Below are 26,102 nucleotides of genomic sequence, written 5' to 3'. Positions count from 1 at the left end.
ATGCACCTTCTCCCCACCCAGCGACGCTCGCTCGACGCCGAGGTTCCGGCGATCGATCTCGACCGTTCGCCGGCCGATCTGGTGATGCTGTCCTTCTCGGACAGCGATCTCGCAGTCGCGGCGGCTGCGTGGGAAGGAAATGCGGCGACGCTGCCGAGCCTGCGGCTCGCAAATCTCTCGAAGCTGCGGCATCCCTATTCGGTCGATCTGTTCATCGAGAAGACGGCCGCCAAGGCGCGGTTCGTGCTCGTCCGCCTCCTGGGTGGTCTCGATTACTGGCGCTATGGCGTGGAGGAACTCGCCGCGGCGGCGCGGCGCAACGGCTTCGCGCTCGCCGTGCTGGCCGGCGATCAGGTCGCCGACGAGCGGCTCGAAGCGGCTTCGACGCTCCCGGCCGAGCGGTTGCGGGAACTCAACGACTACTTCTTCGCGGGCGGCATCGACAATGTCACGCAGGCGCTGCGTTTCGTCGCTTCCGTGCTCGGCGATGCCCGTCCCGTGGCACCGCCGCGGGCGGTCCCCCTGGCGGGGCTGCACATGCCGTCCTGCCGCGCGGGTGCCGCCGAAGCGCCGCATGCGCTGATCCTATTCTACCGCTCGGCTCTGTTGGCGAACGACATCGACCCGATCGTGGGCATGGCCGATGCGATGGCGGCCCGGGGTGCGCGTGTCTCGGCCTTCTTCGTCTCGAGCCTGAAGGACGAGGAGGCCGCCGAGGCTCTCGAAGTCTGGCTGACCCGCGAATCGCCCGATGTCATTCTGAACACCACGGCCTTTTCGGCACAACGCCCCTCCGGCTGCGTCACCGACCGCGCTGACGCGCCCGTGCTGCAGGTCGTACTCTCGACCGCCGATCGTGTTGGTTGGCTGGCCGATGCGCGGGGCTTGGGTGCGGCCGACCTCGCCATGAACGTCGTCCTGCCCGAAGTCGATGGCCGCATCGCGGCTGGCGTTGTCTCGTTTAAGACGGAGGCGGACGCACAACCGGATCTTGAATTCGGCCGTGTGTCTCATCGCATCGATCCCGAGCGCATTGTCCGCGTGGCCGAGCGGGCGCTTGCCTGGGCTGCGTTGCGCCGCACCCCTCGGGCCGAGCGGCGGCTTGCCTGCATCCTGTCGGATTATCCCGGCAAGGGCGGGCGGGTCGGGCAGGCGGTCGGCCTCGACACACCGGCCAGCGTGGTGGAAGTCGCCGCGCATCTGGAGCGCTGCGGGTTCGACGCGGGCGGATTGCCGAAGGCTGAGGCGCTGATGCAAGGGCTGACGAGCGGTCTGCCGCAGCCCTGCCTGTCGCTCGACGCCTACCGGACCGGATTGGCGCGATTGCCAAAGTCTTTCGTGGCGACTCTCGATGCCGCTTGGGGGGTACCCGAGAACGACGCCTCCTGCGTCGACGGGCAGTTTCGATTCCGCCTCTGCCGCGCCGGCAAGCTCTGGGTGGCGGTGCAGCCCGACCGTGGCTCCCAGCAGAACCGGCGGGCCGAATACCACGATACCGCCCTGCCGCCACGCCACGGCTATGTGGCGTTCTATCTTTGGCTGCGGCAGGCGGTGCAGGTGCATGCCCTGATCCATATGGGGACGCATGGTACGCTCGAATGGCTGCCCGGCAAGGCCGTCGCCCTGAGCGAGATTTGTGCGCCCGACGTGCTGATCGGCGCGACGCCGGTGATCTATCCGTTCATCGTCAACAATCCGGGCGAGGCCGCGCAGGCGAAACGGCGCCTCGGCGCGGTGACGATCGGCCATCTCACGCCGCCGCTCGTCGCGGCGGGCCTTCATGGCGACACAGCCGAACTGGAACAACTGTTCGACGAATATGCGGAGGCCGTGGCGCTCGACGCGCGGCGCGCTCGCCTGCTGGGTGCGGCCATTCTGGAGAAGGCCGAAGCCGCCGGTCTCACGACGACGCTCGGGGCCGGAGCAGACTCGGACACGATGCTGGCGGCCCTCGATGCGTGGCTGTGCGACATCAAGGAAGCTCGGATCGGCGACGGCCTGCATGTTTTCGGTGCGCCGCCGCCCGCCTGGAGCGAGGGCGGCGAGCCGAAGGTCGATCCCGATCTGCTCGCGGCCTGCGGGTGCGGCGAACGCGATCATCTCGTCGCCGCCCTCGACGGACGCTTCGTTCCGCCCGGGCCGTCGGGCGCACCTTCCGCGGGCCGAATGGATGTTCTGCCGACGGGACGCAACCTGTTCTCGGTTGACCCGCGTGCCATCCCGACCCGCACCGGCTGGGAGATCGGCGCCCGCCTCGCCGAGGACCTTGTGACCCGCTACGCCCAGGATCACGGCGACTGGCCGCGCCGCGTCGTGCTCGACCTCTGGGGCAGCGCCACTATGCGCACGGGCGGGCAGGATCTCGGTCAAGCCTTCGCGCTGATCGGCACGAAGCCGATCTGGGACCACAGTTCGAACCGCGTCACCGGTTTCGAGATTCTACCGCTCGCGAGGCTAGGCCGCTCGCGGGTCGACACGACCCTGCGGGTGTCGGGCCTGTTCCGCGATACGTTCCCGGATCAGATCACCACCTTCGACGCGGCGGTCCGCGCGGTCTCGGGCCTCGATGAGGCCGTGGACGACAATCCCCTGGTGGAAGCCCGGCAAGCGACGGGCGACATGGCCCGCGTCTTCGGCACCGCCCCAGGCCAGTATGGTGCGGGACTGGGCCGCATGTTGGCCGATGACAGTTGGGGTACGCGTGAGGAATTGGGTGACGCCTATCTGGCGGCGACCACACATGCTTACGCGCGGGGCGGGGTTGGACAGGCCAGCCCCGAAGGTTTCGGCGCCCGCATCGCGACCGCCGACGCCTTCGCGCATACCGGCGACCTGCCGGGGCAGGATATCCTCGATTCGGACGTGTTCGCCGAACACGAGGGAGGCTTCGCAGCGGCCGCCGCGCGACTGGGCGCCAATCCCTCTCTCTACCGAGCCGATACGACCAATCCTGACGCGATGCGCCTGAGGTCGCTGGCTGAAGACATCGAACGCGCCCTGCTGGCGCGGGCCGCGAACCCCCGCTGGATCGCCGGGCAGAGGTGCCACGGCTATGCGGGCGCGGCCGCCATGGCCGACACGCTCGACGCGCTCTTCGGCTTCGCGGCCACGACCGACGCCGTGCCGCCCCGCCATTTCGACCGCTACTTTGATGCGACGCTTGGCAACGAGGAGGTCCGCGCTTTCCTGCAGAGCGCCAATCCGGCTGCCGCGGAAGCGATGGCGGATCGCTTCGACGCGGCGATCCGGCGTGGGTTCTGGCCATGCCGGCGCAATTCGACGCTCGCCATCCTGGCCGATACGCGTGCGACGCCCGCGTGACGGGCGCGTCTTCCCTGCGGGTCGGCTGGTGTCCGGGCGCGCTGCGCCCGATGGAGAGCGGTGACGGCCTGCTCCTGCGGGTGAAGCCGCGCGGCGGCGTTCTCACACTCGCGCAGGCCGAAGCCCTGGCACACCTGTCCCTCCGCTATGGAAACGGGCATCTCGACCTCACGGGCCGTGCCAACCTGCACCTCCGAGGCGCTACGGCGGACACGCTCGATGCGTTGGTCGAAGGCTTCGGCAAGCTCGGGCTCCTTGACGCGAGCCCCGACGCGGAAGCCGTCCGCAACATCGTGGCCAGTCCTCTGGCCGGTCTCGATCCGACCTGCGTCGATGTCACACCGATGATCGCGGCCTTGGAGACGCGACTCGCCCAAGACGCTGCCCTGCACCGGCTTCCGCCGAAATGGAGTTTCGTGCTCGATGGCGGCGGAAGATTTCCGTTGCATGGCGTGGCGGCAGACGTCCGTTTCGTCTTCGATCGGGACGGCGGCCTGCGCGTCGGTCTAACTGGCGGGTCCGTTTGCGCCTGGGGGTCGCGAGACCGCATCGTCGATATTGCCGCAGCCCTGGCGGGGCTGGTCCTCGCCCAAGACATTCCGACGCGGATGCGCCCGCTCGTCGACGCTCAAGGTGCGGCCGCGATCTTCGCAACGGTCGGTCTGCCGCTTGCCGGACGGGCTTCCGGACCTCAGATCGCCGTGCAGCCTGCAGACATTCTCGGTCCACACATGGACGCTGTGCCGCTCTTCGGCATCGCACCGGCTTTCGCGAGCCTTCATGCGGACGATCTTCTGCGCATCGTCGATATCGCTTCTCGCGCGGGCGCTTCTGATCTTCGTCTGACGCCCTGGCGCGTCCTGCTGATCACCGGGCTCGTGGACCCGGCGTCCTTCGACGGCACATCCCTCATCGCGAACCCCGCCGATCCGCGCCTTTCGATCGTGACCTGCGCGGGCGCCCCGGCGTGCCATCGGGGGAGCACGGCCACGCGCGTCGATGCCGCTGCATTGGCACGTCGGCTCGGCGGCGCCACGGCGGTTCATGTCGCGGGATGCTCCAAGGGCTGCGCCCATCCTGCACCGGCACCGTGGACGCTGGTGGGGCAGGGCGGGCACTACGACCTCATTTGTGACGGGAGCGTGAAAGACATGCCTGTGGCGCGAGGTTTGTCTTTCAACGAGGCGGCGACTTGGATAAGCCGCAACGTGGACACGAGGGGCTCTTGAGCACGGCTTACGACTATATCCGGGACGGCGCGGCGATCTATGGCAAGTCCTTCGCGATCATCAGGTCGGAGGCCGATCTCGCACGCTTCACCGGAGCGGAGGAACGTGTCGCGGTCCGCATCATTCACGCCTGTGGGATGGTGGAAGCGGCGGCCGACATCCGTTTCACGCCAAGCGCTGTCGCGGCGGCCATCGCGGCCCTTAAGGGCGGCGCGCCGATCCTGTGCGACGCCCGCATGGTCGCCGATGGCGTCACCCGGACCCGTCTCCCGGCCAACAATGCTGTGATCTGTACCCTGCACGATCCCGCTGTGCCGGCGCTCGCGGCGCTTGAGGGGACGACCCGTTCGGCGGCGGCACTCGCCCTGTGGCGTGATCATCTCGCTGGGGCGGTGGTGGCGATCGGCAACGCCCCGACGGCGCTGTTCCGGCTGCTCGAACTGTTGGACGCGGGCGCACCGGCTCCGGCCGCCGTGATCGGCATGCCGGTCGGGTTCGTGGGTGCGGCCGAATCCAAGGAAGCGTTGCTGGCCTACGGCATTCCGGCCCTGGTGGTGCGGGGTCGAAAGGGCGGCAGCGCCATGGCGGCCGCGACCGTCAACGCCCTGGCGAGCGACCAGGAATGAGCGGGACGCTGCATGGCGTCGGGCTCGGGCCGGGCGATCCGGAGCTTCTCACCGTCAAGGCGGTGCGGACGCTCGAGGCGACCGGGATCGTCGCCTATTTCGCGAAGGCCGGCCGCTGCGGCTATGCGCGCAATATCGCGAGCCGGTGGTTGCGGCCCGACTGCACGGAAGTGCCGCTGCACTATCCCGTCACCACGGAAATCCGCTTCGATCATCCAGCCTATGCCGAGCAGCTCGCGGCCTTCTATGAAGCATCAACCGAAAGACTCGCCGGGTATCTCGAAGCCGGGCAGGATGTGGCGCTCATCTGCGAAGGAGATCCGCTGTTCTACGGCTCCTTCATGCATCTCTACCTCCGTCTGAAGCCGCGTTTTCCCTGCCGCATCGTGCCGGGCGTGACCGGCATGTCGGGCTGCTGGACGGCGGCCGGCGTGCCGATGACCTGGGGGGACGACACGCTCGCGGTGCTCCCCGGCACGCTGCCGGCCAACCAGCTGCGTGAAAAACTCGCCTCGGCCGACGCGATCGTGGTGATGAAGCTCGGTCAGAATCTGCCCAAGGTGCGGGCCGCGCTCGACGCGCTGGGACTGACCGCGCGCGCCCTCTATATCGAGCGCGGCACGATGGAAGCCGAAGTGGTCATGCCCCTCGCCGCGAAGACCGACGATGAGGCTCCCTATTTCTCGGTGATCCTCGTTCCGGGCGAGGGGCGCCGCCCGTGAGCGGCTCGCTCAGCATCGTCGGGCTCGGGCCGGGACCGTCTTACTGGGTGACGCCCGAGGCCGAGAACCTGCTCAAGGGCGTCAGCGATGTGGTGGGCTATGCCACCTACCTGGCGCGTTTGCCCGCACGTCCTGGCCAGACCCGGCACGAGAGCGATAATCGGGTCGAACTGGACCGTGCTCATCATGCGCTCGATCTGGCCCAGGACGGTCGGCATGTGGCGATCGTGTCGGGCGGCGATCCCGGCGTCTTCGCGATGGCGGCGGCGGTGTTCGAGGCCGTGGAGGCGCGTCCCGCTCATGAACGCGACCTGCCGATCCAGGTCGTGCCGGGCATCAGCGCCATGTTCGCCGCGGCGGCTCGGCTCGGCGCCCCGCTCGGCCACGATTTCTGCGCCATCTCGCTGTCTGACAACCTCAAGCCCTGGCCGGTGATCGAGGCTCGGCTCAAGGCAGCCGCCGTGGCCGATTTCGTGATGGCCTTCTACAATCCGGTCTCAAAAGCCCGTCCTGATCGGCTGCGACACGCCTTCGATCTGCTCCGGACCGTGAAGGCGGCCGACACCGTCGTGGCCTTTGCGCGTGCGATTGGCCGACCAACCGAGAATTTATCGATCACGACGCTCGCCGAGGCCGCTGTGCAGCCCGCCGATATGAGCACCCTGGTCCTGGTCGGATCGAGCGAGACCCGATTGATCGCGCGCGACCATGCCCGGCCGTGGGTGCTGACGCCCCGCTCTTATGGAAGCGCCCGGTGAGTCTCGATCCACGCGAGAACGGCGTCGAGGGTGTCCAGCTCCAGCCGGGCGGGAAGGGATGGTCGTTCGACCATCAGCACCGGGACGGAAAGACGCCGGGCGGCCTCAAGCTTCGCGGCACTCGCGTCACCACCGCTATTCTTCGTCACCAGCAGAGTGACGCCGTGGTTCCGCATCAGGGCGATTTCGTCCGCCAGCGGGAACGGTCCCCGGCTCAGCATGATCTGTGCGACAGGCGGGCAGTCCTCAGTCGGTGGAGGATCGATGGTTCGGATCAGATAGCGATGCAGCGGGGCCGCACTGAAGGCCTGGAGATCGAGGCGCCCGGTCGTCAGAAACACATCGCCGGGCGCCAGGGCGGCGAGATGCTGGACCGCGGCCGGGATGTCGGCGACGAGGATCCAACGATCGGCCGGTCCCGGACGCCATGGCGGGCGCGAGAAGGCGGCCAGCGGCACGTCTCGGAGTTTGCAGGCCGCGACGGCATGGGCGGACATGCGCGCCGCAAACGGATGCGTGGCGTCGACCACGGCGGCGATCCGCTCCCGGTCGAGATAGGCCGCAAGGCCTTCGACACCGCCAAACCCGCCGACCCGCGTGGGGATCGGCGCGAGGGCAGGCTCAGCCGTCCGGCCCGCGAGCGACAGGATGGCATAAATTGTGGAATGGCCGGCGAGCGCCCACGCCAGCCGGCTCGCTTCCGTGCTTCCGCCGAGGATCAAGACGCGCATCATGCTTCCTATCTGATGGTCCCCGCCGCCCGCAATGGGCCACGCCGGAGCGCCGACCCATGATGGGAGGCACAATCCCTGAGCCCTGGCTCAGCCTCGTTGGCATCGGCGAGGACGGCGTGGCGGGCCTGTCACCGGCGGCCTGCCGATTGATCGCGGGCGCACGCTGCGTGGTCGGCGGACGCCGCCACCTCGCTTTGGCCGAGTCGCTCATCAGTGGCGCTCGGCTGACTTGGCGAACACCCATCGAGGCCACCCTTCCCGACATTCTGGACGAGCGGGGCCGTCCGGTCTGCGTGCTCGCCACGGGCGATCCCTTTCACTACGGCATCGGCACGCTCCTCCAACAGCATGTCCCCGCCGCCGAGATGCTGTGCCTGCCGCAGCCTTCCGCCTTCAGCCTCGTGGCGGCCCGGCTCGGCTGGAGCCTGCAGGACTGCGCCTGCGTGTCGCTGCACGGTCGGGCGCTGAATCGCATCGTGCCGGACTTGCAGGAGGGCCGGCGCGTGATCGCCCTCTCCTGGGACGGCGCCACGCCACGGCACGTCGCCGACCTGCTCGTCGCACGCGGTTTCGGTGCCTCGAACCTATGGGTGTGCGAAGCCCTCGGCGGCCCGGCCGAACGCGTGAGGGTGGCACGCGCCGACGCGTTCGATCTCCCCGATGTCACCGATCTGAATACGATCGGTCTTGAAGTCGTGGCCACACCGGAAGCCCATGTGCTCCCCGCGACGCCGGGACTGCCGGACGACTGGTTCGAACACGATGGCCAGCTCACGAAATCCTCCGTGCGGGCCGTCACACTCGCGGCCTTGGCGCCGCATCCAGGTGAAGTCCTTTGCGATATCGGCGCCGGTTCCGGATCAGTCAGTATCGAGTGGCTTCTCGCGACGCCTTCGACACGCGCCTTCGCGGTCGAACACCAGGCCGAACGCGCCGCACGGATCCGCCGCAATGCCGAGCATTGGGGAGTGGTCGATCGGCTGACCATCGTCCATGGCCCTGCGCCCGAGGCGCTCCAGAACATGCCGCGCGCCGATGCCGTCTTCGTCGGCGGCGGGCTGACGCGCGAGGGTCTCCTCGACGCCGGCTGCGCCGCGCTGCGTCCCAGGGGGCGCCTTGTGAGCAATGCGGTGACGATCGAAAGTCAGGCGCTTCTGAGCCGGATGTTCGCCACGCGAGGCGGCGACCTCATGACCCTGTCATTTGCGCGGGCCGAACCGGTCGGCGGTTTCCATGGCTTGCGGCCCGCCATGCCGGTGATGCAATGGCGCTGGGTGAAACCGTGAGCGGTCGTCTCGCCATCGGGGTGGGTTGCAGGCGCGAGTGTTCGGCCGCGACGATCGTGGCGCTGGTGACCGAGACTTGCACGGGCTTGGACAGGACCGATGCGCGTTTGTTCACCCTGGAGGCCAAGCACGCCGAGCCCGGCCTCCACGAAGCCGCGGCACTTCTCGATCTCCCGATGATTTTTCTGCCGCTGGGTGCTCTCAATGCGGCTCTTCCCGGCGTGTCGATCCGTTCGGCGCGCGTCGAGCAAGCCGTGGGCGTCGCCTCGGTAGCGGAAGCCGCGGCCTTGGCGGGTGCCGGAGCAGGCGCCCGGCTGCTGGTGTCCCGCCGCGTCTCCGCAGGCGCCACCTGTGCGATCGCGCGAAGCATGGACGATGATCCGGCATGACGGTCCATTTCATCGGCGCTGGTCCGGGAGCGCCCGACCTGATCACCGTGCGGGGCAGGGACCTCGTGGCCCGCTGCCCGGTCTGCCTTTACGCCGGCTCGCTGGTGCCGCCGGAAATCCTGGCCTACGGCCCGAGCGAGGCCCGCCGCGTCGACACGTCCGCCTTGTCACTCGACGACATCATGGCCGAGATGACGGCCGCGCATGAGGCAGGGCTTGATGTTGCGCGGCTGCATTCCGGCGATCTTTCGATCTGGAGTGCCATGGGCGAGCAGATCCGTCGGCTGGAAGGGCTTGGGATCCCCTATACGGTCACGCCCGGCGTCCCTGCCTTTGCGGCGGCGGCGGCGGCGCTCGGCCGAGAACTGACGCTGCCGGGTTTGGGGCAGTCGTTGGTGCTGACTCGCACGAATGGCCGCGCCTCACCCATGCCGGACCGGGAAACGCTTGCGGGCTTCGCGGCCACCGGCGCGACGCTCGCCATCCATCTCTCGATCCACGCGCTCGACAGTGTGGTCGCGGAGCTTTTGCCGCATTACGGCCCGACCTGCCCGGTGGCGCTCGTGTTTCGAGCCTCCTGGCCCGATGAACGTCTCCTTCGCGGCACGTTGGCTGACATCGTCGAGCGGTGGCAGGCGGAGCCGATGGACCGCACCGCGCTGATCCTGGTCGGATGGACGCTGACGGCGGAGAGTTTTCGGGACAGCGCGCTCTATGATGCGGAATATCGCCGTCGGTTTCGCGGCGACTGAAGAGCGCTATCTCTGTCAGGTTCTCTTGCGTCGCCTGTTGCCCTATGAGCCTGCCTGGACCGTAACAGATCAACAAGGAGCGGAGCATCGCGTGGCGGATGCCTTGTCGACCATCGCGGACCGGGTGGGCTTAGCGCTGCCGGATTTTGCACCCGGCACGGTCTGGCTCGTCGGCGCCGGCCCGGGCGATCCCGGCCTGTTGACCTTGCATGCGCTCAACGGGCTCGCTCAGGCGGATGCCGTCGTCTACGACGCGCTTGTCGCCGACGAGATCCTGGCTTTGACCCGCGGTGACGCCCTGCGGGAATTCGCGGGCAAGCGCGGCGGCAAACCGTCGCCGAAGCAGCGCGATATCTCCGAGCGGCTGGTGGAACTCGCCCGCGAAGGCAAGCGCGTGCTGCGCCTGAAGGGCGGCGATCCCTTCGTGTTCGGGCGCGGCGGAGAGGAGGCGCTGGCGCTGGTGGCGGCCGGTATTCCGTTCCGGATCGTACCGGGTGTCACGGCGGGCCTGGGCGGCCTGGCCTATGCGGCCATTCCGGCCACGACCCGGGACACCAACAATGCGGTCATCCTCGCTACCGGCCACAAAGCCTCGGACCGCGAGCACGACCATGACTGGCGGGCGCTCGCGCGCACCAATCTTCCCATCGTCATCTATATGGGCATGACGTTTCTCGACAGGATCGCCTCAGAACTGATCGCCGGCGGCCTTTCGCCCGATACGCCCGTCGCGATCGTGACCGAGGCGACGACAGTCAGGCAGCGCGTGCTGATCACGCGGCTTGATCGGGCACACGAGGACGCGGTCGAACAACGTCTCCGGGCGCCCGCCATGGTGGCCGTGGGCTCCATTGTGGCACTGCAGCCCGTGCTCGCCCCCTTCGCCATCACGTTGCGGGGCGGAGCATGACGATGCCGCGCGGCCTCGTCATCGCCGGACCGCGCTCGGGCAGCGGCAAGACCACGGTGACCTTGGGCCTCCTGCGCGCGTTGTCGCGTGCTGGCGTCAAGGTCGCCGGGGCGAAATGCGGGCCGGATTACATTGATCCGGCCTTTCACGCGCGGGCCTGCGGCCGGCCGAGTTTCAATCTCGATTCGTGGGCCATGGAACCCGAGATGGTGCGACGCCTCGCTGCCCGGAACGGCGCGGGCTGCGACCTCGTTTTGTGCGAAGGGTTGATGGGCCTGTTCGACGGCGTGCCGGCGCCCCAAGGGAGGTCGGGCTCGACGGCGGATATCGCGGCCGCGCTCGGATGGCCGGTCGTGTTGGTCCATGACGTGAGCGGACAGGCGCAAAGCGCGGCGGCGCAGATCGCCGGATGTGCCGCCTTCGATCCCAGGATCAAGCTTGCCGGTGTGATCCTGAACCGCGTGGGGAGTGATCGGCACCGGCGGCTGGTCGCCTCTGCGCTCGATCGGGTCGGCCTGCCGCTCCTGGCCGCACTGCCCAAAGCGCCGCAACTCGCGCTGCCCGAGCGCCATCTGGGGCTCGTGCAGGCCGAGGAAACGGCCGATCTCGATCAGCGGCTCGATGCGATGGCGGATTTCGCCGGACAGCACATCGCCATGGGGCCGCTGGTCGATCTTGCCCGAGACGGTATCGGTTTCGAGGCTTCCCCAGCCGCCTTGATGCGTCCGCCCGGCCAGCGAATCGCGCTTGCGCGCGACGAGGCGTTCTCCTTCATCTATCCGCATCTTCTCGACGGATGGCGCCAGCAGGGGGCAGAGATCCTGCCGTTTTCGCCGCTGCGGGACGAGGCTCCGCCTGAAGCCGCGGATGCCTGCTGGTTGCCGGGCGGCTACCCGGAACTGCATGGACACCGGCTCGCGGCTGCCTCGCATTTCCTCGGCGGTCTCCGTGCTTTCGCCGAGACGCGGCCGGTGCACGGGGAATGTGGTGGCTACATGGTTCTCGGCAAAAGCCTGACCGATGCCGAGGGGACCATGCATGCCATGGCCGGCCTGCTGTCGGTGACCACGAGCTTCGCCAAGCGCAAGCTGCATCTTGGCTATCGGGATGCCGAGCTCCTGGGCCCGACATGCCTCGGGCCGGCAGGGACGCGGCTGCGGGGCCATGAGTTCCACTATGCAAGCGTGACGGATTCCGGCGACGATCCTCCCTTTGCCCTGGTGCGTACGGCCTATGATGAGCCGGCAGCGCCTGTCGGTAGCTGGCGCGGCCATGTCACGGGAACGTTTTTTCACCTTATTGCCGCGTCGCAGCATCTTGCGTGATCGGACCCATATTTCTTAAGGTTTCGATAACCTTGTGGGCGCGTATTTTGAAGGGTCGCCCCGAACGAATCGCCCCGAGTCATCCATGTGCCGCTGGATCGCATATCAAGGAGAACCCATCTACCTCGACACGCTGGTGGCCGAGCCCGCGCATTCGCTGATCGCTCAGTCCCTCCACGCGGCGGAATGCAAGGTGGCGACGAATGGGGACGGTTTCGGCATCGGCTGGTACGGCGAGCGCGACATCCCCGGCCTTTATCGTGAGACGCGCCCGGCCTGGTCAGACGAGAACCTGCGCAACCTCTGCTATCAGGTGCAGTCCCGGCTCTTCTTCGCGCATGTGCGGGCCTCGACGGGACCCGCGACGGCGCGGTCCAACTGCCACCCCTTCGCGGTGGGCAAGACGCTGTTCATGCACAACGGTCAAGTGGGTGGTTACGCAGCCGTCAAGCGCCGCATGGAAGACCTGATCGCCGACGACATCTATCCGTTCCGCACCGGAACGACCGATTCGGAGGCGTTGTTTCTGGCCGCCATGTCGAACGGCTTGGCGGAGGATCCCGTCCGGGCCATCGGCATGACGCTTCTGCAAGTCCAGCACCTGATGCGGCAAGCGAATGTTGCCGAAGCGCTCCGCTTCACGGCCGCGGTCACTGACGGTACGCACATCTATGCGTTCCGCTGGGCTTCGGACGGCCGGGCGCCGTCGCTGTATTGGCGCCAGACACCGCGCAACCTCCTGGTCGTGTCCGAGCCGCTTGACGGGGAGCGCGCCCGCTGGCGGGAGGTGCCGCAGGCCTGCGTGTTGATCGCCGCGCCCGGCCAACCCGTCCGCATCGCGCCGATCGACATGGAAGAACGACGCGCCGCATAGGCGGCCTATCCAAGCCAGCGCAGAATCCGCAGGGCGCGTTTGACCCAAGGGTTGCGGAGCCGTCCCGCGGCGTGGCTGAGCGCAATGGCCCGAGACGCGTCCGACCACGAGGGGGACGGGAGGGCCACATCGGCGAGATCGGCCAAATCCAGGCCCTGCGCCACGGCAAGCGACCAGAAGGGAATCGATTCCGCCACGCCGTCACCGACCATGCCGACGCCCAGGATACGGCCACGCCGATCCGCGACGACCTTGAGGTGCCCGACCGCCGTTCGATCACCAGCCATCCCGGCTCCGGTCTCGGCGAAGGGCCAGCGCCAGACCGTGATCGGCCCCCGGGCCGCCGCCTCCTTGTCTGAAAGCCCGATCGTCGCAATCCGCGGCTCCGTGGCTGTGACGGTGGCCAGTGTCTCCGGCCTCATGCGGGCCGGCTGACGCAGGAAGGCCGCCCGAAGAGCGACTGCGGCTTGCGCCCGTGCCATGGCGGCGCTTTTCGCACCCGCAGCGAGCCCGACGGCATAGACGCGCGAATTGGTGGTCCGCAGCGTGTGATTGAGGAGCGGTGTACCGTTTCCGTGGCTGATGCCGGCGCGATCTGGCGCATATGCCGTGATGTCCGGCAGGCTGCGGTCGAGCCGAAGGATATGAGACCCTGTCACCACGTTGCCGTCGGTCATCTCGACGGCGACTTCATCTTCGGCCTGCCGGATGCGCGAGAGTGGGCCTTCGACCAATCTGATACCACGCCGTACCAACTGGGCGAGCAGCGGGGCGGTCAATTCAGGATCGAAGTCTGGCAGCAATGGATCGGCCAAGACTGTCACTTGCGAGCCGAGACCGGAAAGGGCTTGAGCGACCGAGACTGCCTCATGATCGCCGCCGAGAATCAGGAGATGATGGGGCAGGCAGGGCATTCGCCGCAAACTGTCCATGGTGAGGCTGCCCGGCAGCTCCGGCGGCGCTTCCGCTCGTTGCGAGACCAGGCTGCCCGATGCGATAAAGATCCGCCGCGCGCGGATCGTCATGCCCGCTGCCGTGATGCTTGTCGCATCGGCAAACTTCGCGCTGCCGCGCACGATTCGAATATTCATGGCCGCAAGGCGCGCATGCGAGCGCTCCGCAGCCGCCCGTGCCAGCGTCCGCTCGACCCTTCGCCAAACCTCTGCCTGATCGATCGGCGCGCCCGAGGAGAGGCCATCCCGGTATTCTGTCGCGCGCCGCAGGACCTCGATCAGGAGGTCGGGGTTGTCCATGCCGCTCGGGTCACCATCGTCCACCATGGTGACGGTCAAGCCCAGCGCGATGGCTCCGATGGCTGCCGCGCGCCCGGCTTCGCTGGCGCCGATGACGCACAGGTCGGGATCCGTGGGTGGTGCTGTCACAGGCCGATCCGCGTGAGTGGAAAATGGAGCGATCGATGTCGTCGAAAGGTCTGGCTCCTTAAACCACCGCGCCTCGGTCGCAAAACAGGGTTCTCGGGTCGCTTGTCATTGACTTGCAGGCCTGCTTCACGCATAAGCCGGCCATCGCGCTCCCCGACGCCGAGAGGCTTTGATGGGAGACCTTTGTCGTGGTTCGCCCGAAAATTCGGGTACACGCCAACCTTGATAACAAGACCGCAGCTGAGTGCGGTCTGGGGAACCGGAGCAGAAACGTGAAACGCACTTTCCAACCCAGCAAGATCGTGCGCAAGCGTCGCCACGGATTTCGCGCCAGAATGGCGACTGTGGGTGGTCGCAAGATCATCGCGGCGCGTCGTAGCCGCGGCCGCAAGCGCCTGTCGGCCTGAGACTGACGTCGCGGATCGATCGAAACAGATGGATCAGGCGACACCGGCGATCGACGAGACTGAGGCGGGTTCTCTTCAGCCTCGACATGCGATCCCGGTGCGTTTGAAAAAGCGAAGCGATTTTCTCAGGGTCGCGTCTGGGAGAAAGAGTCACGCTTCGTTGTTTACGGTCCAGATGGGTGCTCGTGCCGGTTCGACCGGGATGGACCTGCCTCGTGTCGGCTTCACGGTCACAAAGAAGGTCGGCGGTGCCGTCGAGCGGAATCGCATCAAGCGGCGCCTGCGCGAAGTCGTTCGCCTGCGTGATGATCTCGGGCTTCGGCCGGTGCATGATTACGTGATCGTCGCGCGGCGCGAGATCCTTTCGGCCCGGAGCGAGGCGCTCGCCCGGAGCCTCAAGTTTGCCATCGAGAAGGTGCATGCGGCACCTCGGAATGGTCGAGGGCCGCGAGGCAAAAGCCTCGGGCCATCCAATCCTGAGTCCTGATTCCGTCATGCCGAAGCCATATGGATCGGCCATAGATTCCTTGTATTCAGCAGTGACGAATGACCGACGATAACAAGAATCTGTATCTGGCCATCGCGCTGTCGATCCTGTTCATCGTCGGCTGGAACTTCTTTTACGGCTGGCCCCAGATGCATAAGCCGCGCGACGCGGCCCAGCAGGCGCAGACGGCGTCGGGCGCCGCCCAGGCCCCAGGCACAACCACGAATCCCATCGCGCCTTCGGGCGCAGCCACGACGCCGGCCGGTGTGCCGACGACCCCGGCGATCGAGCGGTCGCGGCAAGAGGTGTTGGCCGATACGCCGCGCATCAAACTGGAGACGCCAAGCCTCTCCGGATCGATCAATCTCAAGGGCGGCCGCATCGACGACGTGTCGTTGAAGGACTATCGCGAGACCGTCGAGCCCAACAGCCCGATCATCGACCTCCTGTCTCCCTCAGGGGCGCCGCACCCGTTCTATGCCGAAACCGGTTTCGTCGGGCAGCCCGGCGCCGCCGGCGCGGTGCCGGACGCCAACACGATCTGGAAGGCTGATGCGACCGAGTTGTCGACCGAGAAGCCGGTGACGCTCACCTATGACAACGGTCAGGGGCTTGTGTTCCGCCGCACCATCGCGGTGGACGGCAAATACATGTTCACGGTGGCCGACAGCGTGGAGAACAAGGGAACCGCTCCGGTGACCTTGTTCCCCTATGCGCTCGTGTCGCGACACGGGAAGCCCATCACGTCGAATTACGCGGTCCTGCACGAAGGGCTCATCGGCGTCATCGGCGATAGCGGCGTGCAGGAAATCAAATACGACGCCATTGCCAAGGAGACAAATCAAACCAAGACCCTGGACGGGACCGGAGGCTGGATCGGGTTCACCGACAAATACTGGGCCGCCGCCGTGATCCCTGACCAGTCCCAGGCGTTCAAGGGCCGTTTTTCCGTGACGGGCGCCGAGGAGCCGAAGAACTACCAGACGGATGTTCTGGACAATTCCCAGTCGGTTGCGCCGGGCGCCATTGTCACGGTCACGTCCCGGGTTTTCGCCGGTGCCAAGGAAGTCAACACGATCAATAACTACGAGACGGGCCTCGGGATCAAAAAATTCGACCTTCTGATCGACTGGGGGTGGTTTTATTTCATCACCAAGCCGCTCTTCAGCGTCATCGACTATTTGTTCAAGCTCACCGGTAATTTCGGTATCGCGATCCTGATCACCACGGTGCTGCTCAAGGGCCTCTTCTTCCCGCTCGCCAACAAATCCTACATGTCGATGGCGAAGATGAAGAAGGTGCAGCCGCAGATGGCGGCCATCAAGGAGCGCTTCCCGGACGACCGGCAGAAGCAGCAGGAAGCCACGATGGCGCTCTACAAGGCCGAGAAGATCAATCCGGTCTCGGGCTGTCTGCCGATGCTGATCCAGATCCCGATCTTCTTCTCGCTTTATAAAGTGATCTTCATCACGATCGAGATGCGGCAGGCGCCGTTCTATGGCTGGATCAAGGATTTGTCGGCGCCCGACCCGACCAGCGTCTTCAACCTTTTCGGACTGATCCCTTACACTCCGCCGCACATCCTGATGATCGGCGCATGGCCCATCATCATGGGGTTCACCATGTTCCTGCAGATGAAGATGCAGCCGGAGCCACCCGATCCGGTTCAGAAGACCATGTTCGCCTGGATGCCGGTGATCTTCACCTACACGTTGAGCGCTTTTCCGTCGGGTCTCGTGATCTACTACAGCTGGAACAACCTACTGACGGTGCTTCAGCAATTGTTGATCTCGCATAAGGCGGGTGCGAAGATCGAGTTGTGGGATAATCTAACCAACATGTTCCGCAAGAAGCCCGCGTGATCGACGCTCCCAGCGAAGACGATGTGGAAGCCGGGCGGAAGCTCTTCGCGCAGACCTGCGATTTTGTCGCCGGGGCCGACAATGCGGGGGCGCTGCCGCCGATGACCTTGCCGGAAATCGCCTTCGCGGGTCGCTCCAACGTCGGCAAGTCGTCGCTGCTCAACGCGCTCACCGGCCGCAAGGCCCTGGCCCGCACGTCGCAGACGCCCGGGCGGACGCAGCAGCTCAATTTCTTCGACCTCGCCCATCGGCTGCAACTCGTCGACATGCCGGGATACGGCTATGCGGCGGTCGGCAAGGACAAGGTGACGGCCTGGACGAAACTCGCACAGGACTTTCTTCGGGGCCGGGCCTCGCTTCTGCGGGTTTATCTTCTCATCGATGCCCGGCACGGACTGAAGCCGGTCGACCACGAGACCATGGACGTGTTCGATCGCTCGGCGATCTCGTTCGCAGTCGTGCTGACGAAAGCCGATGAAGTGAAACAGATGGACCGAGACGCCGTGTGTGAGCGCACGGAGACCGACTTGCGCCGGCACCCGGCTGCTTTTCCAACGGTGCTTCTCACCTCCTCCGAAACCGGCTTGGGGATACCCGCCATGCGAGGCGGAATCGTGCAATTGATGCGGGAGCGTGGCGCATGACGATGACCGAGGCGACGCAAAGCAGCGGTTTGGGTTCGGATGGCTCGTCCATCGGTCACGCTCAGTTGCAGGCCGAGACTCTGATGCAGGCCCTGCCGCATATGCTGCGGTACGACGACGCCATCGTGGTGGTGAAATATGGCGGCCATGCCATGGGCGACGAGCAGGTTGCACGTGAATTCGCCAAGGATATGGTTCTGCTGGAACAATCCGGGGTCAATCCGGTCGTGGTGCATGGCGGGGGACCGCAAATCGGTGCCATGCTCAAGAAGCTTGGTATCGCGTCGCACTTCTCGGGCGGCCTGCGGGTGACCGACAAGGCCACGGTCGAGATCGTCGAAATGGTGCTGTGCGGCTCCATCAATAAGCAAATCGTCGGCTTCATCAATGCCGAGGGGGGACGTGCGATCGGCCTCTGCGGCAAGGACGGCAATATGGTGACGGCCACGAAGCTGGAGCGTCACACCGAAGGCCACACGGCCTCGGACGAGCCGGAGGTCGATCTCGGCTTCGTGGGCGAACCCTCCAAGGTCGATGTGACCGTGCTCGACCAGGTGCTAGGACGCGAACTCATTCCCGTCCTGGCGCCGGTGGCGCAAGGGAGTGACGGCGAGACCTATAACGTCAATGCGGATACCTTCGCGGGCGCGATCGCGGGTGCGCTCGGGGCCAAGCGCTTGTTGTTCCTCACCGATGTTCCCGGCGTGCTCGACAAGCAGAAGAACCTCATCAAGGAGCTTCGCGTCGACGATATCAGAGGCCTGATCGCCGATGGAACCATCACCGGGGGCATGATCCCGAAGGTCGAGACCTGCATCTACGCTTTGGAACAGGGCGTGGAGGGCGTGGTGATCCTCGATGGCAAGCTGCCTCATGCCGTGCTGGTCGAGTTGCTGACCGACCACGGCGCCGGCACCCTCATTACGCGTTGAACCGAACAATGGCTTCTCCCGCGGCGTCGACTGACGTCCTTCTCGCCTCGACGGCGCCGCGGGCCTTGGCTCCGGGACCCTTAATCCATGAGCGCTTCGCCGATGTCGACACCTGGGTGTTCGATCTCGACAACACGCTTTACCCCGCGGGTAGTAGCATCTGGCCGTCGATCGACGCCCGGATCACGCTCTATCTCGCGACATTGCTCGGACTCGATGGTCAGTCGGCCCGAGGATTGCAGAAGTATTACTATCGGCGCTACGGCACGACGCTCCGCGGCCTGATGGAAGAGCATGCCGTCAAGGTCGATGAATTCCTGGAGTTCGTGCACGACATCGATCGCACGTCGATCCCGTCCAATCCCGACCTGAAGCAGGCACTTGCGCTTCTGCCGGGCCGCAAACTAATTCTCACCAATGGGTCGCGGGAACATGCGCTCCGGACCACGGAGCGTCTCGGTTTTCACGACGCCTTCGAGGACATTTTCGATATTGTGGCGGCCGAACTCGTGCCGAAGCCCGAAGCTTCCGTCTATGAAAGCTTCTTCAAAAAGCACAGCGTCGACCCCAAGCGGGCCGCGATGTTCGAGGACCTAGCGCGAAATCTCGTGATCCCGCATCAGCGCGGCATGCGGACCGTTCTGATCGTGCCTGAGGGGAGCGATCACCGTGAACCCTGGGAAGCCGAGGGGGTGACAGAACCCTACGTCGACTTCGTGACAGACAATCTCGCGGGGTTTCTGCAGGGCGTGGTCATGGGAAGGCTCACGCCTTGACCGGCAGAGCCTTCCTGGCCGCTAAATCGGCGGCCTGGCCGCGCTATTCAGAGGGAACGGAGAGAGCCTCACCGCCTATTTGACGTCCCACATGGCAGCACATTTTGCGCTGACCAGAGGCTTCTTGTCCTTCATGCAAGCCGTGACCTTGTCGACATCGGGTATCGCGTCTTTGCACAGCCTGTTGACGTCATCGTAGCAGGCAGCCTGCTGCTTGTCCTTGAGCGAGACTTGGTTCGTAGCCGCGAAAGCGGTCTGGGCTCCCAACAACGCGAGAGCGGTCACGAACAGGCTGATAGGGCGCATAAATTGTCTCCGATTGGGTGGACGGCTGAGGTCGGCCGACTGTCGCATAGCTTAGACGCCGCGCCATACGCGCAAGTTTCGTGAGGATGACGAGGATCGCGCAGCGTGCCCGGCGCGCCACATCCCGTCTTTCGGGTCAGTGAATCGTGCACGCCGATCTGCATGCTCCGGTCGGTAAAATGTCAAAAAACGACGGAGCGGCTTCGCCGGACTGGCCCTCCGGCCAAGCGCAGCTGCCTGGCCGGAGGGTTTCGACGCTATTTCGCGCCCCAGATCGCCTTGTAGTGATCCCGATAGCCATTGTCCGGATCGAAGACGTTCTTCGGGCCGCCGTCGAACGCGATGTTATCGGCCGTGACCAGATGCACGCTCGGCACGAACCCCGACCAGGGCTGCTTGGCGAAATCCCGGTTCAATTCATCAACGAGCTGCCAGCCCTGCATGTTGAGCGGCTCCGGGACGGTCGCGGCCTGATGGTCTTTGGCCCGGATCCGCTGGTAGGCGGATTCCGAACCGTCGCCAGCGGAAATGTTCTGCGGGTTGCCTTCGCCCGCGATCCCGGCCGCTTCGAGCGAAGGCGGCATGAAATCGTAATAGAGGTCGTTGATGGCCAGGGAATAGCCCCACTTGGATCCGTTCTGCTGCAGCAGGGTGGTGGTCAACTGCGGGATGCGGGTCGAGACATCGGCGAGCGGCGTATCCTCGAAGGCGACAACCTTGCAGCCGGCGCATTTCTTGATCTCCGCTTCCATGGCGCGACCCTTGGCGATGGCGATCGCATAGGTGGAGTCGGCGTAGATGACCACACCCGCCTTGCCGTCCGAATCGGCGATGGCCTTCATGGAGGCGACGCGGGCGACTTCCATCGCATCCGTTGTGACATTGGCGAAAACCGGTGTGCCGTCCAGCGGGCCGGGTTTCGGGCCGGAGTGCCATCCCACGATGGCGATGCCGTGACTGGCGGCCTCCTCGAGCGCGGCCTTCTGCTCGACGGCGTCACTTCCGCCGACGATGATCGCATCAGGCTTCAACGCCACCGCCTGGCTCAGCGCCGTGGCCTGCCCGGAGACCGAGCCTTGGCCGTCGATCTCGCGATAGGTCCAGCCAATGACGTCGGCGGCCTCCTTGACCCCCTTGGCAACCCCCAGGATGCCGCCGTTGCGCATGTCGCCCGCCACATAGACCACGAGCTTCTTGCCGACCGACTTCGGGCCGGCTGTGGGTCCTTCCCACTTGTCCACGCGCGCGGTGGCCTTCGTCACGACCGCCTTGGCCTCGTCGACCAGCGCATCCGCATGGGCTGCGCCACTCGCGAGCGCCAGCAGCGTCGTGCTCACCATCAAGCTATGTTTCATCGTGTCCCACTCCCTCATGCGGCGGCGTTCAAGCGCTCGCCGACTTCACGATCCTGCCGGCCGCGCCCCGGCGCCGCTGGGCATAGCCCGCGATGCCGATGGCGATTAGCAGGGTGACGCCATTGAACATGGGCTCGACCCAGAACGAGCCGCCGAATTGCTGGATGCCGGCGATACCGACCGCGAGAATCGCCACGCCCACCACGGTACCCCAGACATTGACGCGGCCGGGCTTGATCGTCGTCGAGCCGAGAAAGGCGCCGACCAGGGCCGGCAGAAGATATTCGAGCCCGACGCTCGCCTGACCGATGCGCAGCTTCGAGGCGAGCAGCACGCCTGCCACGGCAGTCAACAGGCCCGATGTCACGAAGGCACCTATCGTGAAGCGCTGCACCGGAATGCCGTTAAGGGCCGCCGCCTTCGGATTTGCCCCGATGGCATAGAGGTAACGTCCGAACGGCAAGTGCTCCAGCACGAACCATAGGAGGCACGCCAGAATGAGCACGTACCAGCCGGTGATCGGCGCGCCGAACAGGATCGTGTTGTTCAGCGCCAGGAAGCCCTTCGGCAAGACGGCCACGACCTGCCGGCCGCCCGTGTGCCAAAGCGCAACCGCGTAGAGCACGGTTCCGGTGCCGAGCGTCGCGATGAAGCTGTCGATCCGTGCGACTTCGACCAGAAGACCGTTGAGCAGGCCGACGCCGGCCCCGAGCAGAATCACGACCATCACCGCGACCGGCCAGGGCAGGCCGAACATCGTCTGCAGGCTGATCGCCAAAATGTGCCACAGCACGATGCCGTAGCCGACCGTGAGGTCGATCTTGCCGGTCGCCATGGGGATCATCGCGGCCAGCGAAAGCAGCGCGATGATCGCCTTGTCGGCCACAATCGAGCGGAAGTTGAGCAAGGTCGGAAACGTGTCGGGCAGCATCACCGAAAAGAGGACGATCAACAGCAGGGTGAGAATCGGCAGGCCGTAGACTGGCAGCAACCGTCCGGTTCGTTGTCCCGCCGTCAGAGTCTTGAGTTCCGCCCGCGTGGGTTCGAGAGCGTCGGATTTGATCGAATTGGTGGACAAAGCCTTCGCTCCCTCGTTGTGCGGCGGCGCGGTGCCGATGTGAAGATTTTAGGCGGCGTCCGAAGCGGAAGCGGCCGTGATGAGGCCGGCGATCGTCAGGGCCGGTCCGGAGAGTTCCGACACCACCCGGCCGTGGCTGAACACAAGGGCCCGGTGGCAGATATGCGCGACTTCCTCGAAGTCGGTGGAGACCACGACGACCGCGAGCCCGCTCTCGACGGCCCGCGCAATGAGCCGGTAAATCTCGGCCTTGGCGCCGACGTCGACACCAGCGGTCGGGTCCTCGGCGACCAGCAGCCGGCGGCCGGTCGCGAGCCAGCGCCCGACGATGACCTTCTGCTGGTTGCCGCCCGACAGCCCTTCGATGGCAAGGTCGGGATCGTTCGGCCTGAGACCCACGGAGGCGCCGATTCCAGCGGCGGCCTTAGCCTCGGCGGCCGGGGACAAGACGGAAAACAGTTTCCGCCCGCCCGCCCCTGGATTGAGAAAGGTGTTCTCGCGGATCGACAGGGCCGCCGCGATCGACTCTTCGGTGCGGTCACGCGCGATGAGCCCGATGCCTGCGGCAAGGGCGGCCCTTGGCGAGGAGAGATCCGGCGTCAGGCCGTCGAGCGTGACCGTGCCGGTATGCGGCGTGGCGCCAAACAACGCCCGGCCGATCTCTTCCTGCCCCGCGCCCCGCAGTCCCACGAGCCCAAGCAACTCGCCCTCGCGGATGTCGAAGGTCACGGGTCCGGCCCGCGGCGTGCGAAGATCGGTCACGGCCGCCCGGGGCCGGCCCGCTTGTATTCCGGCCTTTTGAAAGGCGTTCAGTTCCGAATGGCCGATGATGAGCTGGACCAGGCTGTCGGCCGTGGTCTCGGCAACCTTCTGGTCGCCGACCAGGTTGCCGTCCCGCATCACCACCACCCGGTCGGCGATACGGAAGATCTCGTCGAGCCGGTGCGACACGTAGATCATGCCGACGCCGGCCGCCTGCAGGCGCCGCATGGCCGTGAACAAGCGCTCGACCTCGTCGGCCGGGAGGCTCGCGGTCGGCTCGTCCAGGACCAGGAAATCGCACTCCACCGCGAGCGCGCGGGCGATGGCGACGAGGGACTTTTCCGTGCGGCTCAGGCTCGCGACCCGCGTGGTCGGGTCGATGTCGCAGCCGACGATCGCGAGCGCCTGCGCGGCCTTGGTTTCGGTCGCGCCCCAGGCGATGGGCATCAGCCGCGCAAAGCCACCGCGACGGGGAAAGCCATGGGCGAGGCTCACATTCTCGGCCACCGTCATCCACTCGATCAGCCCGAGATCCTGATGGATGAAGGCGACCGGCTGCCGGCCCGAGGCCCCGGAGCTCTGGTGACGGTACGGCCTGTCACCAATCGCAACCCGGCCTTCGTCGGCCCGATGAATGCCGCCGAGCACCTTGATCAGCGTCGATTTGCCTGCGCCGTTCTCGCCCAGCAGCGCCACGACCTCGCCACGCTCGACCGTGAAGCTGACGCCCTTGAGGGCCCGGGTGCCACCAAACGATTTGGCCACATTCTCAAAGTGCAGCGGATCGCCCAGCGCCATCCATCTCTCCCCGAACCGCGCCTCTCTGACGGAGGGCTGAGCGCATCGGAGGGGGCGGCCTCGGCTTTGTCAATGGAATTCGCGAGGAGCTTTTCCGTGGCACAGCGGGCATGGCGGCGGATGCCGACCGAGCCAGTTTTGCCTTCGCCGGGATGTGCGCGTGAGCCTGACGTACCGAGGACGGCGTATGGTTAAAATTTGTGAAGGGAATCGCTTCAGGTTAACGGTGGCGGGGCTCTGACGAGTTTTTCGAGGTAGTCTGGATTGAGGTTGGCCAGTTTGCGGCTGACCTTGAGGCTGTGCTTGTCGGTTGTGTGCGCACGAGGTTCATGGTCATGTGTTTGACGATGGACATATTTTGAGGTCGGGCGCCGGTTCTGAGGCGGGCGAGATCGTCGTGGAAGACGGCGTCGAGCACCCAGTGGAGCCGGTTTTCGATATGCCAGTGGGCGCGCACGGCGGCCGCGAAGGTTCTGGCATCGAGCTTGGCCGAGCAGAGATAGTAGCGCCGCTCGTGCGCGATGGCCCCGCCCCGTTCGGTGCGGGTCTCGACCAAGCCGATCATCGCCAGATGGGGAAAGCGGGGCTCGTCGGATAGCGCCGATCTGACCGGAGCCAAGCGACATCGTGGCAGACGCTGTGGTGGCGCTGTTCGATGCGGCCATGATCGGCCTCGACGGTCTCGATCGGCGCTTTGTGCAAGGTGATGGCGGGATCGGCGAAGAAGCGGGCGACATCGGCATGGGTTGCCGGTCGGTTTCCCTTGAGTGCCAGCAGAGAGTCGCCGCCCCCGTGCACGATGGTCTCGGCGATGGCGCTTTGCGTTCCCATGGCATCGATGGTGACGAGCGCACCGGTCAGGTCCAGCCGTTCGAGCAGGCGCGGGATGGCCGTGATCTCGTTGGATTTGACGTCGGTGACCTTCTGGCCGAGTACGAGGCGCTGGCGGCTGGCCCAGGCGGAGACCATGTGCAGCGGCTCGCGACCGTGGCCCCGGGCCTGCCAGCGGCGCGAGGTCTTGCCATCGACGGCGATGATGTCGGGCTCATCGTCACGCAGGGTTTCCACCCACGCCGTGAAGCAAGCCTTGAAGAGATCGGCGTCGAGGACGTTGATGACGTCGTGCAGGGTATCGTGCGCCGGCAGGCCCCGCTCGTAGGGCAGGAAGCGGCGCAGGAACGCCATCCGCTGTTCGCCCCACAGCCTGATCTCGACGAAGTCCTCCATGCCGCTGAGCGTGGCACACAGCACAAGAAGCAGGATCTCCGGCAGCGGATAGACCACGCGCCAGCCCTCGCGGGGGTCGGTCAGCGATGAAAAATGATCGAGGACCGTTCAGGATTGACGAGGCAAGATGAGGCTCCGACATCGATGCATCCCATGAATCACACTTACCACCGTCAGGGCAGAGATAGGCGCCCGTCAACCCGAAGCGAATGCCCTGAAATTTGTGAAGGCTCGCTTGTTCCCCCTGAGAGGGCGTGCTATCTCGCCGTCACCACACCGATGCCCCGTGTCGGCAACGGCGCCTGGAGAGGTGGCAGAGTGGTCGAATGCACCGCACTCGAAATGCGGCATAGGCGCAAGTCTATCGGGGGTTCAAATCCCTCCCTCTCCGCCAACGCTCCATAGAGCGTATTCCTTCCAGAAATGTAGACAGTTTCGAGGGTCTAATGGGCACCGAGTGATACACATGGCCCGCGTGCCCACCCCGTGGAAGCACCCCAAGACCGGCACTTACTGGATTCGGCTCAGGGTGCCCGACCGGCTCCAGGAAAGCTCGGCAAACGGCTTTTCCAGCGCACCCTTGGCACCAACGCACCCTTGGCACCAAGAACGTGGCCGAGGCCAAGGTCCGGTTCGCCGACGCCTTGTCCGAGTTGAAGGAGCGCTAGGCCAAGCTGTCGATCCCCGAAGATCGAGTGAACGAAAAGGACAGCCAAGCTTTGGCGTGCGAGTTCTTCCGCTGGTCCATCGCTCGCAAGGAGGCTGACCCGGGCCAGCCCGCAGCCCTGCGCTGTGACATCGAGCTGGATGAATTCCGCATCAAACCACCAGGAAAGCGGCTTCCATCGCCGGGTGCCGTGGTGCGCGACCTACTGCCGATGTTCCTGGTCGAACGGGAATCGCGGTCCATGACTCGGACCTGCCCCGTTTGGCGGGTCACTGCGCGAAAGTCGAGGTCACGGCCAAGAAGACGCTGCTGCGGTATGCCCAAGGCGACTACATGTGCACGGCGGTGGCAAAGCAGGCCACTGGAGCGTCGGTAAAGTGCTGACGCGGGCGGAGTAATCTCCGGCCGGTGGATAGGCTGCCCGTTTTGGGGTGGCTGGGGATGTTCGCCGTGGAGGTCTGCGCCGCTGTTCGGCATTTCGTTTTCGTGGAGG

23 protein-coding genes, 1 tRNA gene and 1 pseudogene are annotated in these 26,102 nt (G+C 65.8%); 18 read left to right on the top strand and 7 right to left on the bottom strand.

Translation table 11 applies throughout. From position 1 onward, the window contains the following. From cobN to cobJ, 5 genes are read left to right on the top strand one after another with little or no spacing between them, the layout of a single operon-like run. On the top strand, positions 1–3,321 hold the full coding sequence (gene cobN, locus M8523_RS21830) for a cobaltochelatase subunit CobN (protein WP_282587026.1): 3,321 nt from the start codon (positions 1–3) through the stop codon (positions 3,319–3,321). Then, on the top strand, positions 3,264–4,550 hold the full coding sequence (gene cobG, locus M8523_RS21825; protein ID WP_282587025.1) for a precorrin-3B synthase: 1,287 nt from the start codon (positions 3,264–3,266) through the stop codon (positions 4,548–4,550). The genes cobN and cobG overlap by 58 nt, the downstream gene beginning before the upstream one ends. Further along, positions 4,547–5,176 carry a precorrin-8X methylmutase gene (locus M8523_RS21820; protein ID WP_282587024.1) on the top strand — a complete coding sequence of 210 codons (630 nt, stop codon included), beginning with the start codon at positions 4,547–4,549 and terminating at the stop codon, positions 5,174–5,176. Before cobG ends, M8523_RS21820 begins: the two co-directional genes overlap by 4 nt. Then, entirely contained in the window at positions 5,173–5,898 is a 726-nt protein-coding gene (locus M8523_RS21815; RefSeq protein ID WP_282587023.1) for a precorrin-2 C(20)-methyltransferase, read from the top strand. The genes M8523_RS21820 and M8523_RS21815 overlap by 4 nt, the downstream gene beginning before the upstream one ends. Next, positions 5,895–6,656: a precorrin-3B C(17)-methyltransferase gene (gene cobJ / locus M8523_RS21810; RefSeq protein ID WP_282587022.1), complete on the top strand. Its 762-nt coding sequence runs from the start codon at positions 5,895–5,897 to the stop codon at positions 6,654–6,656. The genes M8523_RS21815 and cobJ overlap by 4 nt, the downstream gene beginning before the upstream one ends. On the opposite strand, the gene M8523_RS21805 is transcribed toward cobJ, so the two are convergent. Continuing rightward, the gene (locus tag M8523_RS21805) at positions 6,638–7,387 is read right to left on the bottom strand and encodes a cobalt-precorrin-6A reductase (RefSeq protein WP_282587021.1); all 750 of its coding nucleotides are present in this window, start codon (positions 7,385–7,387) and stop codon (positions 6,638–6,640) included. The genes cobJ and M8523_RS21805 overlap by 19 nt on opposite strands. A gap of 59 nt (positions 7,388–7,446) precedes the next feature. Between M8523_RS21805 and cbiE the strand changes: the two genes are divergently transcribed. The 6 genes from cbiE (at position 7,447) to M8523_RS21775 (ending at position 12,926) form a co-directional block, all read left to right on the top strand. Beyond that, positions 7,447–8,676 (top strand): precorrin-6y C5,15-methyltransferase (decarboxylating) subunit CbiE, encoded by a 1,230-nt coding sequence (gene cbiE / locus M8523_RS21800; protein WP_282587020.1) that lies wholly within the window; start codon positions 7,447–7,449, stop codon positions 8,674–8,676. After that, complete coding sequence (locus M8523_RS21795) at positions 8,655–9,065, top strand: cobalamin biosynthesis protein (protein WP_282587019.1); 411 nt, start codon at positions 8,655–8,657, stop codon at positions 9,063–9,065. The genes cbiE and M8523_RS21795 overlap by 22 nt, the downstream gene beginning before the upstream one ends. Next, on the top strand, positions 9,062–9,817 hold the full coding sequence (gene cobM, locus M8523_RS21790; RefSeq protein ID WP_282587018.1) for a precorrin-4 C(11)-methyltransferase: 756 nt from the start codon (positions 9,062–9,064) through the stop codon (positions 9,815–9,817). Before M8523_RS21795 ends, cobM begins: the two co-directional genes overlap by 4 nt. Before the next feature lie 112 nt (positions 9,818–9,929). Then, complete coding sequence (cobA, locus tag M8523_RS21785; RefSeq protein WP_428351052.1) at positions 9,930–10,727, top strand: uroporphyrinogen-III C-methyltransferase; 798 nt, start codon at positions 9,930–9,932, stop codon at positions 10,725–10,727. Next, a complete protein-coding gene (locus tag M8523_RS21780; RefSeq protein WP_282587016.1) occupies positions 10,724–12,052 on the top strand; it encodes a cobyrinic acid a,c-diamide synthase CobB in 1,329 nt (442 codons plus the stop codon). The genes cobA and M8523_RS21780 overlap by 4 nt, the downstream gene beginning before the upstream one ends. 85 nt (positions 12,053–12,137) lie before the next feature. Continuing rightward, a complete protein-coding gene (locus M8523_RS21775; protein WP_282587015.1) occupies positions 12,138–12,926 on the top strand; it encodes a class II glutamine amidotransferase in 789 nt (262 codons plus the stop codon). Positions 12,927–12,931: 5 nt separating this feature from the next. On the opposite strand, the gene M8523_RS21770 is transcribed toward M8523_RS21775, so the two are convergent. Further along, entirely contained in the window at positions 12,932–14,308 is a 1,377-nt protein-coding gene (locus M8523_RS21770) for an FAD-dependent oxidoreductase (protein WP_282587014.1), read from the bottom strand. Positions 14,309–14,580: 272 nt separating this feature from the next. Here M8523_RS21770 and rpmH point away from each other — a divergent pair, with 272 nt between their 5' ends. From rpmH to M8523_RS21740, 6 genes are read left to right on the top strand one after another with little or no spacing between them, the layout of a single operon-like run. After that, positions 14,581–14,715, top strand: a complete 135-nt coding sequence (gene rpmH, locus M8523_RS21765) for a 50S ribosomal protein L34 (protein WP_282587013.1) — start codon at positions 14,581–14,583, stop codon at positions 14,713–14,715. A gap of 28 nt (positions 14,716–14,743) precedes the next feature. Continuing rightward, positions 14,744–15,202 (top strand): ribonuclease P protein component, encoded by a 459-nt coding sequence (rnpA, locus tag M8523_RS21760; RefSeq protein WP_282587012.1) that lies wholly within the window; start codon positions 14,744–14,746, stop codon positions 15,200–15,202. A 59-nt stretch (positions 15,203–15,261) separates the two neighbouring features. Beyond that, positions 15,262–17,064 carry a membrane protein insertase YidC gene (gene yidC, locus M8523_RS21755; RefSeq protein WP_282587011.1) on the top strand — a complete coding sequence of 601 codons (1,803 nt, stop codon included), beginning with the start codon at positions 15,262–15,264 and terminating at the stop codon, positions 17,062–17,064. Beyond that, complete coding sequence (gene yihA, locus M8523_RS21750) at positions 17,061–17,708, top strand: ribosome biogenesis GTP-binding protein YihA/YsxC (protein WP_282587010.1); 648 nt, start codon at positions 17,061–17,063, stop codon at positions 17,706–17,708. Before yidC ends, yihA begins: the two co-directional genes overlap by 4 nt. Before the next feature lie 2 nt (positions 17,709–17,710). Then, on the top strand, positions 17,711–18,640 hold the full coding sequence (gene argB / locus M8523_RS21745; protein ID WP_428351050.1) for an acetylglutamate kinase: 930 nt from the start codon (positions 17,711–17,713) through the stop codon (positions 18,638–18,640). A gap of 8 nt (positions 18,641–18,648) precedes the next feature. Beyond that, the gene (locus M8523_RS21740; RefSeq protein WP_282587009.1) at positions 18,649–19,416 is read left to right on the top strand and encodes a pyrimidine 5'-nucleotidase; all 768 of its coding nucleotides are present in this window, start codon (positions 18,649–18,651) and stop codon (positions 19,414–19,416) included. Positions 19,417–19,491: 75 nt separating this feature from the next. Here the strand turns inward: M8523_RS21740 and M8523_RS21735 are convergent, their stop codons facing one another. The 5 genes and pseudogenes from M8523_RS21735 to M8523_RS21715 form a co-directional block, all read right to left on the bottom strand. Continuing rightward, positions 19,492–19,722 carry a hypothetical protein gene (locus M8523_RS21735; protein WP_282587008.1) on the bottom strand — a complete coding sequence of 77 codons (231 nt, stop codon included), beginning with the start codon at positions 19,720–19,722 and terminating at the stop codon, positions 19,492–19,494. Between the two features lie 257 nt (positions 19,723–19,979). Continuing rightward, positions 19,980–21,077 carry a substrate-binding domain-containing protein gene (locus M8523_RS21730; protein WP_282587007.1) on the bottom strand — a complete coding sequence of 366 codons (1,098 nt, stop codon included), beginning with the start codon at positions 21,075–21,077 and terminating at the stop codon, positions 19,980–19,982. 28 nt (positions 21,078–21,105) lie between these two features. Then, positions 21,106–22,155, bottom strand: coding sequence for an ABC transporter permease (locus M8523_RS21725; protein WP_282587006.1), 1,050 nt, complete (start codon positions 22,153–22,155; stop codon positions 21,106–21,108). Between the two features lie 48 nt (positions 22,156–22,203). After that, a complete protein-coding gene (locus M8523_RS21720; protein WP_282587005.1) occupies positions 22,204–23,715 on the bottom strand; it encodes a sugar ABC transporter ATP-binding protein in 1,512 nt (503 codons plus the stop codon). Positions 23,716–23,930: 215 nt separating this feature from the next. Continuing rightward, positions 23,931–25,026 (bottom strand): annotated as a pseudogene (locus tag M8523_RS21715) (ISAs1 family transposase). A 220-nt stretch (positions 25,027–25,246) separates the two neighbouring features. Here M8523_RS21715 and M8523_RS21710 point away from each other — a divergent pair. After that, positions 25,247–25,336 (top strand) — tRNA-Ser (locus tag M8523_RS21710). Positions 25,337–26,102 lie beyond the last annotated feature (766 nt).

The organism is Lichenifustis flavocetrariae, from assembly GCF_026130545.1.
GTDB classification, from domain to species: domain Bacteria; phylum Pseudomonadota; class Alphaproteobacteria; order Rhizobiales; family Beijerinckiaceae; genus Lichenihabitans; species Lichenihabitans flavocetrariae.
This window is presented reverse-complemented; position numbering and strand designations above follow the sequence as displayed.